Origin of the sequence: Bradyrhizobium sp. STM 3562, assembly GCF_045571435.1 — a bacterium.
In the GTDB taxonomy this organism is placed as follows: domain Bacteria; phylum Pseudomonadota; class Alphaproteobacteria; order Rhizobiales; family Xanthobacteraceae; genus Bradyrhizobium.
In genome coordinates this window covers 1,314,616-1,327,316 of sequence record NZ_CP120694.1, presented here as the reverse complement: position 1 = coordinate 1,327,316, position 12,701 = coordinate 1,314,616, and the positions used below count along the sequence as shown (strand labels likewise).

General features: G+C 61.5%; 9 protein-coding genes and 1 tRNA gene. 5 read left to right on the top strand and 5 right to left on the bottom strand.

The window, feature by feature from the left end; all coding sequences use genetic code 11:
• Positions 1-9 precede the first annotated feature (9 nt).
• Complete coding sequence (locus tag P6U23_RS06180; protein WP_407178685.1) at positions 10-942, bottom strand: TAXI family TRAP transporter solute-binding subunit; 933 nt, start codon at positions 940-942, stop codon at positions 10-12.
• 161 nt (positions 943-1,103) lie between these two features.
• Between P6U23_RS06180 and P6U23_RS06175 the strand changes: the two genes are divergently transcribed.
• The 3 genes from P6U23_RS06175 to P6U23_RS06165 all read left to right on the top strand — a co-directional run bounded on the left by P6U23_RS06175 (position 1,104) and on the right by P6U23_RS06165 (position 3,761).
• Positions 1,104-2,081 carry a Bug family tripartite tricarboxylate transporter substrate binding protein gene (locus P6U23_RS06175; RefSeq protein WP_407178684.1) on the top strand — a complete coding sequence of 326 codons (978 nt, stop codon included), beginning with the start codon at positions 1,104-1,106 and terminating at the stop codon, positions 2,079-2,081.
• Positions 2,082-2,283: 202 nt separating this feature from the next.
• Positions 2,284-3,465, top strand: a complete 1,182-nt coding sequence (locus P6U23_RS06170) for a GGDEF domain-containing protein (protein WP_407181347.1) — start codon at positions 2,284-2,286, stop codon at positions 3,463-3,465.
• A gap of 220 nt (positions 3,466-3,685) precedes the next feature.
• Positions 3,686-3,761 (top strand) — tRNA-Ile (locus tag P6U23_RS06165).
• An 848-nt stretch (positions 3,762-4,609) separates the two neighbouring features.
• Here the strand turns inward: P6U23_RS06165 and pyk are convergent.
• Both pyk and P6U23_RS06155 read right to left on the bottom strand, forming a co-directional pair.
• Positions 4,610-6,022 (bottom strand): pyruvate kinase, encoded by a 1,413-nt coding sequence (gene pyk, locus P6U23_RS06160; RefSeq protein WP_407178683.1) that lies wholly within the window; start codon positions 6,020-6,022, stop codon positions 4,610-4,612.
• Between the two features lie 110 nt (positions 6,023-6,132).
• Positions 6,133-6,534 carry an SHOCT domain-containing protein gene (locus P6U23_RS06155; protein ID WP_407178682.1) on the bottom strand — a complete coding sequence of 134 codons (402 nt, stop codon included), beginning with the start codon at positions 6,532-6,534 and terminating at the stop codon, positions 6,133-6,135.
• 392 nt (positions 6,535-6,926) lie between these two features.
• Here P6U23_RS06155 and P6U23_RS06150 point away from each other — a divergent pair, with 392 nt between their 5' ends.
• On the top strand, positions 6,927-7,766 hold the full coding sequence (locus P6U23_RS06150) for a universal stress protein (protein WP_407178681.1): 840 nt from the start codon (positions 6,927-6,929) through the stop codon (positions 7,764-7,766).
• 29 nt (positions 7,767-7,795) lie between these two features.
• Here the strand turns inward: P6U23_RS06150 and P6U23_RS06145 are convergent, their stop codons facing one another.
• Both P6U23_RS06145 and P6U23_RS06140 read right to left on the bottom strand, forming a co-directional pair.
• Complete coding sequence (locus P6U23_RS06145; protein WP_407181346.1) at positions 7,796-10,519, bottom strand: HAD-IC family P-type ATPase; 2,724 nt, start codon at positions 10,517-10,519, stop codon at positions 7,796-7,798.
• A gap of 186 nt (positions 10,520-10,705) precedes the next feature.
• A complete protein-coding gene (locus tag P6U23_RS06140; protein WP_407178680.1) occupies positions 10,706-11,680 on the bottom strand; it encodes a 1-phosphofructokinase family hexose kinase in 975 nt (324 codons plus the stop codon).
• A 63-nt stretch (positions 11,681-11,743) separates the two neighbouring features.
• Between P6U23_RS06140 and glk the strand changes: the two genes are divergently transcribed.
• A complete protein-coding gene (gene glk / locus P6U23_RS06135; RefSeq protein ID WP_407178679.1) occupies positions 11,744-12,688 on the top strand; it encodes a glucokinase in 945 nt (314 codons plus the stop codon).
• Positions 12,689-12,701 lie beyond the last annotated feature (13 nt).

Here is a 12,701-nt window from a genome sequence, read left to right as displayed (position 1 = left end):
GACGGCGAGTTATTTTACGATTCCAATCTCGCGGAAATATCTGAGCACGCCGGGATGGATCAGCGCCACATCGGGCGCTGCGGCGACCGTGTTCGCTGCGGTTGTTTCGCAGGCCTGCGCCAAGTTTTGACATAACGTGCCTTCCACGCCGTGCAGCGTGCGGGCGAGATGGTAGGCGACATCATCCGGAAGGTCTTGTCGCGCGAGCACAAAACTCCAGGAGCCGACGGACGCGATCGCCGCGGTCTGGCCGGGATAGCTGCCGGCCGGCACGGAGAGCGGCTTTAAGAAACTGTGCTTGGCGCGGATGCGCGCGATCTCGTCGGCGCCAGGCGCGATGAAGCGCGCTCCTTGCGGACTTGATGCCACCGCCGCAAAGCCCGGCCAGCCGATGCCGGCGCCCCAGAGCGCGGCGGCGCGCCCGTCCAGCACCATCGCGGGGCCATCGCCGGCGCGGTCGAGATAGATCGATTTGAAGTCTTCGTCCTGCTTTAGACCCAGACCATCGAGGATATAGCGCGACAGGATCGGCAGGCCGGAGCCCTTGGCGCCGAACGCAACCGGCTGCCCCACGAGGTCGCGGATCGATCGGTAGGGACTGTCGGCGCGCACCACGAACATCCCCGGCGAGGAATACATCGCGGTGAGGATTTTGACATTCGTCTTCGGTCGCCCGGCAAGCCCCAGAAAGGCTTCGTAAGCGGGCTCGCCGGCCACCAGGCCAATGTCGAGCTTGCCCTGTTCGAGAAGCGGAATGTTCTCGTTGCTGCCCTTGGTGTTGCGCGGCTCGATTGCCAGCGTGGGATCTGCCGCGTTCATCACTTGCGCAAAGGCGTCGCCATAGAGCGGGAAGCCGCCGCCGGGCGTCGCCGTTCCCAGAATGACCGGAGTCTTCGGAATGGTCTTGCCCCCCTCTTGGGCGACGGCTGGTCCGTTCAGCATCAGTATCGCAGCGCAAACAAGCCGGCTCATTGTGGTTCTTGGCATCGGCGTTCCGATTTCCGCGCGTCAAGATGTCCGATCATGACCGGGCGCGACGTGTAGGCAAGCGCGGAAATTTATGAAAGCATGGGGCATCAAGAAGAAATGATCGGGGGGAATTCATGCTCGCAAGCCTGCGCGGCGCTCTGGCCGGCCTCGCCTGTGTCGTCGCACTGGCTGGTGGGACCGCGCCGTCTGCTGCCGACACTTATCCGAGCCGGCCGGTGCATTGGCTGATCGGCTTTGCCGCGGGCGGACCGGTCGACACAGTGGCCCGGATCATGGCACAATGGCTTTCGGACCGTTTCGGCCAGCAATTCATCGTCGAAAATCGCGCAGGCTCGGGCGGCAACATTGCCGCCGCGGCTGCGATCAATGCGCCGCCGGACGGCTATACGCTGTTGTTCGTCGCGCCCAACAACGCGATCAGCACCTCGCTGTACAAGCGTCTGCCGTTCGATTTCCTGCGTGACACCGTGCCGGTCGCGAGCATCATGCAGCTCACCAACATGCTGATCGTCTCGAATGCGATGCCGGTGAAGACCGTTCAGGAGTTCATCGATTACTGCAAGGCCAATCCCGGCAAGATCTCCTTTGCATCCTCCGGCAACGGCACCTCGGTGCACATGTCCGCGGAGCTGTTCAAGGCGATGACCAAATGCGAGATGGTGCATGTGCCCTATCGTGGTTCCGCGGTCGCCATGCCCGACATCATCTCCAACAAGGTGCAGTTGATCTTCGACAACCTGCCTTCCGCGCTCGAACAGGCGCGCGGCGGCACCGTCCGCGCGCTCGGGGTGACTTCGCCGCAGCGCTGGCCCGGCGTGGCGGACATTCCCGCGATCGCCGAAACTGTCCCTGGATTCGAGTCCGTCGGCTTTTATGGCATCTCAGCGCCCAAGGGCACGCCGCCAGAGATCGTCGATGCGCTCAACAAGGCGGTGAACGAAGCCTTGAAGGATCCGAAACTGGTGGCGCGTCTCGCCGAGACCGGCGGCATCGTGAAGCCGATGACGCCGGCGGAGTTTGGCAAGCTGATCGCCGATGAAACCGAGAAATGGCGCAAGGTGGTGGAGTTCGCGGGCGTATCGGTGGATTGAAGGCAGCGATCCGACCGAGCGACGCAAGCGCCGACCCACTCCGATCTCTCGTGGTTTCTCCCTGCACCGCATGCGGACCGATGCAGGCGTTTATCACAAACTTCAATCGATAGAATTGTAGTGAATCAGCTCTCGCTCCATTAATGTGGGGCGACTAGGTGATCCCTTGGAAAAAAGGCCCGGAGTGTGGTCCTTGTTCGATATGTTCACCGTCGGGCTGTTGGCTGAAGCCGCATGCGCGATCGGCTGCTTGATCATCGTGATCACATGGATACGGGATCGCTCGACGAGATCCTATTCTTGGTGGATCCTCGGATTTTTGCTCTCCGGGCTGGGCGTCGTTCTTGCCGCGCAACGCCAGGCGCTGCCCTATCTCACTGCCCTCGGCGTTCCCGGGTTCTTCGCACTGTTTGGCGCCGGCGCGCTCTGGTCGGGACTGCGCGTTTTCGACAAGCGAGCGCTGCCGAGACTGACCTTGCTGCCGCCGTCCATTTGGGCGCTGGGCCTGCCCTTCGTCTACCAAAGCTTTGCGCTGCGGCAGATGCACTTCAATCTCGCGATCGGCACCGCGACGCTATTGATCGGCCTCGACCTGTGGCGCTCGTCTTCCAGGGGGCTCTCGCCCCGCCTCTGCATCGCCCTGATCTGCCTGTTTGAGACGGTGGTCAGCTACAGCCAGGCGATCGCCCTCTTTGCCATGCGCGATGAGGTCGGCCAGGGGCCGGTGCGGGGATGGCTGACTTTTGCGCCCTTCCAATCCGCCGTCGCAATGGTCGCGATCGTCGTTCTCGGGATCCTGATGATCGGCGAACGCTCCGAACGCCGCCTCCGCGATCTCGCGATGAACGACCAATTGACCGGCATCCTCAATCGACGCGGCTTCTTCGAAGCGAGCGCGGCCCAGCTCGCCAGGCTCTCCGGCAAGTCGCACGAAGTTGCGATTGCTCTGTTCGACATCGATTTTTTCAAGGCCATCAACGACAATTATGGCCATCCTGCCGGAGACAAGGTCATTGCCGAGTTCGCGGAGCGCGCCGCGCGCACGATCCGCCGGGGCGACATTCTCGGCAGGATCGGCGGGGAGGAATTCGCGCTGTTGCTGCCTGACACGACCATCAACGAAGCAAGGCTCATCGTCGATCGCGTGCGGGCCGCATTTGCCGAAGCGGCGATCCTGCATGACGACGTTGAAATCATGGCCACCGCGAGCGCCGGGATCTCGGTCGGCCAGGTTCAACAAGGGGCCGTTCTCGACCGGCTCATGTCGACGGCCGATTCGGCGCTCTACGCGGCGAAAAAAGCGGGACGCAATCGGACCAGCATTTTGCATATGGTGACGCAGGCCGACCGCGGCACAGCAGCGATCGTGCGCGGCTCGCCCTGAAACTCAGGCCTGGCGCCGGAATGCAGTCACCCTGGTAACGGAAGCTGCCTGAGCCGGTGTTGGCGGCGGGTGACGTTTGAGAACCGGCCTTCGAAGCTGGCCGCCTGGAACGCGCCCAAGGGCCGCGCACAGCTCCCATTCCCGCCCCCGCGCCCGCACCATTGCACCGGGGGCTGCAGCCCTGTAAACGAAGGCCGCACCGCCAGGCGGAATGCCTCGGGGGCCTGTAGCTCAATGGTTAGAGCCGGCCGCTCATAACGGTCTGGTTGCAGGTTCGAGTCCTGCCGGGCCCACCATAAATCGATGATGACTTACCACGCCTTCGCGTCGCCAGTTGCCCGTTGGGCTAGCTCACCAGACACGCACGTTTCGTCGCTCACGACGAGTGGCCGCGCGGTTGAAACCGTGTGCGGATCGCGCGGCCGCACCGAACCAGGATGCGTCCGCAACGCCGACACGGGACATGCATCTGCACGCCGGGCTAGTGGGTCAGTTTGTAGCAGTGCCCGCCGCCCCTATGCCTTACGCGCGCGCGACATGCCTCCAGTGTTGAAAACGAGCAGTCAGGCTGTCCTGCGGCTGTCGCCCCTCTCAACTGCGCACAGAATTTGGCAGCATTGGCAGGATCTTGAGGACAAAGAACGAAGCCCGTTAAGAGAAGCATCGCCATAAGCGCCAACTTGGAACGCGACATCTCAACCTCCCTGCAAGGTTTCGCACCCTAAAGCGCGATCGGATTAGGTCGAATCGCCATCGCGCTTTCGATTCTTGTTTGAGCATGATCTTTTCGGAAAACCGCTTCACACTTTTCCGGATCATGCTCTAGTTTTCGAGACTCCCGTGGGGTTAGGTGTTTTTCTGATTGCAATTTCCACGCTGCGGGCTCTCCGCGGACAGGGCCTCCGCCAGGTGCTTCATTTAACACGGAAATGCACCTTACGGTAGAGCGGTGACGGCGTGAGATCGAAACCGCCTCGCAGACGAGAAATCGGCTCCTTTGAACTGAAGCCGCAGTCATCGCGCTCCTCGCAACCACCTCGCTGCGGGGATGATCTCCAACGCGGCTGCCGCCGGCTTATCGTCAGGTCGCCGTCATCGCGGCGGGTGCGCAGCCCTACGGACGTGCTCACCTGCTTTTAAGGGATCAGGAGACCGAAACGACACGCAGATTGTTGGTCGTTCCGGCCTGACCTAATGGCATGCCGGCAACGACCACCAGATTATCGCCGGCACCGGCGAACTTCTCCCGCTTGGCAAGCTCGGTGGCATGACTGACCATCTCCTCGTAGCTTTGCACGTGCGCGGAAACAGCGCTGTGCGCGCCCCACAACAGGCAGAGACGACGGGCCACTTCCACGCTCGGTGTGGTGGCCAGGATCGGCACTCTCGGCCGCTTGCGCGCAATGCGTGCGGCTGTCGTCCCGCTCGAGGTATAGGCGACGATGGCGGCAGCATGGATCGCCGAGGCCAGGTCAGCCGCCGCGGCCGCAACCGCATGTGGCGGCGTCTTTTCCTCGTCGGGCTGGGTCGCTTCGATGATCGAGCGATACATCTTGTGCTGCTCGGTGCTGCGGATGATGCGGTCCATCATTTCCACGGCTTCGCGCGGGTACCGGCCCGTGGCCGACTCCGCCGACAACATCACGGCATCCGCGCCGTCGTAGATCGCGGTTGCAACATCCGAGGCCTCGGCGCGCGTAGGCGTCGGGACCGCTACCATGGAATCGAGCATCTGAGTGGCAACGATCACCGGTTTGACAGCGAGCCTGCAGGCGCGCACCAGCTCCTTCTGGCGACCGGGGACCTCCTCGTGCGGAATCTCGACCCCGAGATCGCCGCGCGCGACCATGATCGCATCCGACGCCTGAATGATGTCATCGATCCGTTCGAGTGCGGCCGGCTTCTCGATCTTCGCCATGAGCCCGGCGCGCTCGCCGATCAGGGCCCGCGCTTCGATCACGTCCGACGGCTTCTGCACGAATGAGAGAGCCACCCAGTCCATGCCAAGGCGCAAGCCGAATTCCAGATCGGCACGGTCCTTTGCGGTGAGCGGCGACAGATCGAGCATCGTTCCGGGCAGATTGACGCCCTTGTGGTTCGAGATCGCCCCACCGACAATCACTTCGGCCTCGATCTCGTCTTTGCCGAGGCGCCTCGCGCGAACGCGCACTCTGCCATCGTCGATCAAAAGATCGTCCCCGGGCGCGAGGGCTGCAAAGATTTCCGGATGCGGCAAGGGTATCGCTGAACGGTCCCCTTCCGATCCGGAGCGAACGAAGCGAATGGACTCCCCGGACCGAACCGTGATGTTCTTGTCGCGCAGTGTACCGATGCGGATTTTTGGGCCCTGCAGGTCCATCAAAATGCCGATCGGTCTTTGCATCTCCCGCTCGAGCGCACGGATCGCGGCATGCACTTTCGCATGATCATCCTGGGTTCCGTGGCTGAAGTTGAGACGGAATGTGTCCACACCCGCGAGAAACAGCCCCTTGAGCATCTCCGGCGAGGCGCTGGCCGGTCCAACGGTTGCGACGATCTTGGCCCGTCGACGACGCATGGCGATATGACCCTTTCTGCCCCGGCCCGATCAGGCAGGAATTGCACCCAGGATGCCGCTTCTTCCGATGCAGCGATGTCGCTCCAGCGACGCCGAAGGAAGGACCGCCGCTATTGAACCAGCTTCGCGCGAAGACGCGTGAATTCGCCCTCAGTGATAGACCCTGCTTTCCTGAGCTGATCCAGCTTTCCAAGCTCGTCGGCAACGCTGAATCCAACCACGCGCCGCAATTCGTCGCGAGCCGCCTGCGCCTGTTGCGCATTGCGCTCGGCCATGCCTCGCCCCTGAGTGATCAAATAAACGATCACGCCGAGATAGGAGGTCAAAATCAGGACAATGACCCAGATGGCCTTTGCCCACCCCGAAATATCGTGACGTCTAAAGAGATCTGCAAAGATTGTAATGACGAACCAGAACCATACCACGAAGGCGAATATCGTCAGCACATCGATCAGAAAGTTTGAAAAGGTGAAGCCTCCCTCGAAGAGCATGACACCCTCCTTGCTGCTCAACCACCGACGCTTCCGCGTCGGTCTTGTTGGCCAGTATTAGCATTTTTGCGCCGGCTCGTACATCGCATGGTTGTATGGGCTACTCGCCGGATCGCCTTTGACAGGCTGATGCTCAGTCCTGGTACGCCAGCGCCATCCCGGCAAGCGGATTGTGACAAGGTGCACCAGCCAAAACGCCCCACAGTGCTCTGTGCTGCTAGGCCTGAAGCACGGTCAGATTGCCGCGTCGCGCGTGCACGTTCCCGATCTGGAACGTCTGGTCATCCTACAAGTTGGTTTGCAAGCTTCCGTTCGGCCAATTGTCGGTCGTCGGGGAGCGAGTTGGCACGGCTTATACGAATCCCCGCTACTGAAAATGAATTTGGACTTTTTGATTTGCATGGGGGTGAAACATGAAGGACATACTCGTTTTCCTTTCGCCTTCGGCGTGCAGAGATGATCTATCCGGCGGAGGGCACTACGCGATCGCCCTGGCTCGCACGTACGGCTCGCATCTGTCCGCATTGATTGCGGACATCGAAACCGATCTCCGCGACTTGGCGCCTGAACCGGACATCCGGCAGGTCGAGCGAGCCAGCGCTACGCCAACGTCGTCAAGTGAACGGGTGGCACGAACGGCGGAGCTCGTTCAATCGGCGGCGCGGGATGCAGGCGTATCCTGTGACATTCTATCGACCGAGAATGAGCCGGCTTCGCTTCGCGAACGAATGATCCGTTGCAGCCAGGTGCACGATATCCTGATTATCGATGTGCGCGGACCGCTCGATTCGCCTCGCAAAGAACTGGTCGAGGCAGCCCTGTTTGGCAGTGGTCGGCCAATTGTTCTGGTGCCGCCGAACACGCCTTTGCTTGCAGGCGGCCGGATTGTGATTGCCTGGGACGGAACACGCTCAGCGGTTCGCGCGGTGCACGACGCCTTGCCCCTTCTCGTTAAGTCGCGTGAGGTCCTCGTCGTGTCGGTCATTGATGACAAGGCGTTTTCAACGCCACATTCTGGACCCGCGCTTTGCCGCCATCTGGCGCGCTGGCACGTTGATGCCAAATTCAGCACGATCAATCGTGAGACTCTGAACGTCGGTGCGACCCTTTTAGCCTACGCGCGCCAAACAGAGGCCGATCTGCTTGTGATGGGCGCATTCGCACATGGATTCGAGCGCGCGCTGATGCTCGGTAGCGCAACACGGGATATCTTTGGCGCAAGGATCGCAATTCCCGTATTCCTGTCTCACTAGTTTTTACTCACCTGCATGCGTCGCGCTCCTCACGCGGAAGTCACCTGACGAAGCCGTGCTCCAGCCTCCACCGCAGTCACCGCCCTGCGCAACCAAGCCGACGAGCGGATGACGAGTTTCTCCGCCTCCACAACGAGAAAGAATGCCAGTCCAGCCGCGAGGAGCCAGGGCCAAGCCCCGATCGGAATGGCTTCGTTGCCGAACATCGCTTGCAGCGGCGGCGCGTAGGTGAAAATCAGTTGGAGAACCACGACTGCGGCAATTCCGAGCGGCAGATATTTATTGCCGAGATGCGCGGTGAAGGACAATGAACTGTCCAGCAGGTAGCGGCTGTTCAGGAGATAGAACACCTGGCCGATCGTGATCATGTTGACCGCGGCCGTCCGGGCGAGCTCGTCCGAGGCCCCTTGCGCTTTCATCCAGAAAAACGCCCACAGGGTGACCGCAAGCAACGCGAAGCCGACGAACAGCACGCGCCAGATGCCAAAGCCGGTCAGGATGGGCCGATCCACCGCGCGAGGCGGCCGGTTCATGACATCGAGCTCGTGCGGCTCGAACGAAATCACCAGTCCTAACGCGACCGACGTTACCATGTTGACCCAAAGGACTTGCGGAGCCGTGATCGGCATTGTGAAGTGGAAAAAGATCGCGACCATGATGACAAGCGCCTGGGCCACGTTGGTCGGCAGCATGAACAGGATGGCCTTTTCAATATTGTTGTAGACGGTGCGGCCTTCCTTCACGGCTGCGGTGATCGAGGCGAAGTTGTCGTCAGCCAGGATCATTCCCGCAGCCTCTTTGGTGACTTCGGTGCCCTTGATCCCCATCGCAACACCGATATCGGCCTTCTTGAGCGCGGGTGCATCGTTCACGCCGTCGCCTGTCATTGCCACGATCTGCTTGTTGGCTTGGATAGCCTTCACCAGGCGAAGCTTGTGTTCGGGGCTCGCCCGCGCGAAGACATCGACGTTGCGAACCTTTTCCCGCAAGGTGGCCTCGTTCATCTCCTCGATCTCGGCGCCACTGATTGCCGTCCTGCCGTCGCCAATACCCAGCATTTTGGCGATCGCTGCAGCAGTGATCTTGTGATCGCCCGTGATCATCGTCACGCGAATGCCACCGCCATGGCATTCCCTGACCGCCTCGATGGCTTCCTTGCGTGGCGGATCCAGAAGACCGATCAAGCCGAGCAGGACAAGGTCCTTCGGCAGGTCGGCGGGGGCGAGGTTTCCCGTCTTCAAGCCTGGGTTCTCCCGCCATGCGAGAGCGAGCACACGCTCGCCCTGACCGGCAAGCATGTCGGCAGCCTGCAGGAAATGCGCGGCATTGAGCGGCACCGGCTGACCGCCGATGGTCTGCTGTCGATCGCAGTGCTCAAGGATGACCTCGGGCGCGCCCTTGACGAAAAGACATTCCCGTCCGTCGTCGCTAGACCTGTGAAGCGTCGCCATGAACTTGTGCTCGGACTCGAAAGGAATGGCGTCGATGCGCGGAAACGCGGTCTGCTCGGTTCGCCGGTCCAAGCCGAGCTTGATTGCGAACGGATAGAGGGCCCCCTCCGTGGGATCGCCCTCCACCTTCCAGGTGCCTTGCTCCTGAAGCAGCTCCGCATCGTTGCACAGCATGGAGGCGCGTCCCATCAGCGTGAGCACCGGCTCCTTGTCGGCGGGCTTTTCGTCCCTCTTGACCTCACCCTCCGGGGCATAGCCATTCCCGGTGACATGATAGGCCGCTTCGGCGGTGACGGCGGACACCACCATCATTTCCATGAGCGTCAAGGTGCCGGTCTTGTCCGAGCAGATGCGCGATACCGACCCCAGCGTTTCCACCGCCGGCAGCCGCCGGATGATGGCATTGCGCTCGGCCATGCGTTGAACGCCGATCGCGAGCGTGATTGTGATGATGGCTGGCAGCCCCTCGGGAATCACGGAGACGGCGATGCCGACCACGGCCTGGAACAGCTCAACGAAGTCCATGTGCGTCACCCACTTGCCGTAGGCGAACACCAGCACGCCCACAGCACCGACGACCGCGGTGATGACGTAGCCGAACTTCTTGATCTGGCGCAGCAGTGGCGTCTCGAGCGCGCTCACGCTGGTGAGCAGCGCGTTGATGCGACCGAGCTCGGTCTCGCTGCCCGTCGCGACGACGACGCCGGTTGCACGCCCGGACACGACCATGGTTCCAGAGAACGCCATGCATTCCCGATCCCCGACCGTGGAATTATCGGAAACAGCTTCTGTGCTCTTGTCGGCCGGCACGGACTCGCCGGTGAGGGCTGCCTCCTCGGTCCGCAGGTTTTTCGCCTCGGCAAGCCGCATGTCCGCGGGGATCCTGTCGCCCGACTCAAGGAGCACAATGTCTCCCGGAACGAGCTGCTCCGCGGGAATCATGCGCGTCTCTCCGCCGCGCGCGGTTCGAGCTTCAGCGGACAGCATGTTGCGGATCGCATCCAGCGCTTTCTCGGCCTTGCCCTCCTGTATGAATCCGAGCAGCGCGTTGAGGATGACGACGCCGAAGATGATCGACGCGTCGACCCACAGATTGAGCATAAGCTTCGTGAAGCCGGCACCCAACAGAACGTAAACCAGAACGTTGTTGAACTGAGACAAGAACCGCATGAGCGGCCCCCGCTTCTTGCCCTCCGGCAACCGGTTTGGCCCATACGTTTGCAGGCGCCTCGCTGCTTCGGCGGGATCGAGACCTTTTTCGCAGTTGGTGGCAAGCGAGTTCTCAACGTCGTTGGCGGACATCGCATGCCAAGCTATGAGGCCAGTCGTCCTGGTCGCGTCTGCCACTGCGCCCATTGGTTGTCCCCGTTTGGTCTGTGTTCACCCGGTTATCCGGGCCAGGCTCAGTTACGGAGCGGCTGCGACGTCGAGCTCACGCCGCCGAGTAGAGTAACAATTCCGAAAACGCGCGACGGGGCTCGCAGCGCGCTACGTCGCCTGCATGGATAGGCGCTCGGCCATCACTTCCGCATGGAGACGCTCGATATCCTCCCGACGGCACAATTGGGTGCCGTGGGTCAGGACGGCAGCGGCTCCCGCGGCCATGCCGAGCATGAACGCGTCCTCAACATTTTGTCGGCGTGCGAGCGCGAAAGTCATGCCCGCCACGAAGCTATCGCCCGCCCCCACGGCGCTCAATGGCTTCACCTTGGGACCTTTTAGGCGCAACGTGCCTGATGGATGTGCGAGCAATGCGCCATCACGTCCCATGGTGACTGCAAGGTTTTCGATAGCGCCAGTGGCAACCAAAGACGACGCCGCATCGACAAGCTCCCCGGCGCTTTCAAACTTTCGGTGTGTCAGCGTCTCGAACTCCCCAAGGCTGGGCTTGGCGAGATAAATGCCTCCTGCCGATAGTGCCGCCTGGAGCGCGGGTCCTGACGTATCGAGGATCAAGCGTGCTCCATTGCTCCGCACAATCCCCGCCAGGCGGGCGTAAAAATCGATGGGAACACCGGGCGGCAGGCTGCCGCTCGCGACGACGTAGTCCGCATCGGATTCCCTGAGGTGCGATAGAGCCGATTGCCACTCGGGTTCGAGAAGGGTGCAGCCCTCGCTTACGAAACGATATTCCAGTCCCGAAATCTCTTCGAAGACCGTAAAACTGATGCGTGTGCCGCCAGCTATGTCGATGCATTTTGCCGGCACGTCCAGTTTCGCGACAAGCTCGTTCAGGACGAGACCAGTTGCGCCGCCAGCCAGGTAAATGGCGCAGGCTTCGGCGCCCAGCTCCTTCAGGACGCGCGCGACATTTATGCCGCCACCGCCTGCGTCAATGCGTTGTTCTACCGCACGGTTCTTACGGATCGGTCTGATCTCATTCGACTGAAACGCGAGATCGATGGTCGGGTTCAGCGTCAGTGTAACGATCGGCTTTGAGACTACCTCCGGCTGCTGTATCATGTCGCAAGCCTTCTCGCCTGGAAATAGAAGATCAAAGGTTACCATCCTTAGAGGATGAGCGCCATGCGACTCGTCGGAGACATTGGCGGAACCAACGCGAGGTTTGCGATTGCGGAGCCTGGTACGCAGCCATACGACGTACGCAAGCTGCCCGTTGCTCAATACCCCAGCCTTCTCGAGGCAGTGGAGGACTATCTGTCCGGCGTTCCCCGGCCGGACGAGGCGGTGCTTGCCGTGGCAGGCCCTGTGTTGGGCGATGAGATAACGTTCAGCAACAGCGCTTGGCACTTCTCGATCAGCGATGTGCGCCGGCGCCTTGGCCTGCGCAAGCTGGTCGTCATCAATGACCTTGTCGCCCAGGCGCTGTGCGTTGCTGCACTGCCACCCGACGAGATCGGTTCGCTGAAGTCGGGAACCCGCGATCCACAAGAAGCTGTCCTCGTGATCGGCCCAGGAACCGGACTCGGCGTTGCCTTTCTAGTGAATAATGCGGGTACACTCGTGGGTCGGCCGAGCGAGGCCGGACACGCTACATTCGCCCCGATGGACCGCGTCCAAGCGGAAATCCTGTTGCGTCTCCAAGACCAATACGCGCATGTCTCAACTGAACGCTTGCTGTCCGGATCAGGGCTGTTGGCGATTGCTAAAACGCTGGCCGAGATGAACGGGCAGATCATCGACGTGCAGGATCCAAGAGACGTTTCGGCCCGCGCTGCAGCAGGCAAGTGCCCCACTTGCCTTGAGGCGATTAGGATCTTCTCGTCCATCCTTGGCTCCACGGCAGGCAATCTGGCCTTGACCCTTCTCACCGGGGGCGGGGTTATCATCACTGGCGGACTGTGCCGCGGGCTGCGGCCAGTGTGGGATGTGGAAGCGCTGACCCGCGCTTTTATCGCAAAGGGACGGTTCAGCTCGTACCTGGACGGCATACCGATCGACCAGATCTTGCGTCCTCATGCAGGCCTCCTCGGCGCAGCAGTGTATGTGGAGCCGCGCCGCTCCGTTTAACTTAAATGAACAA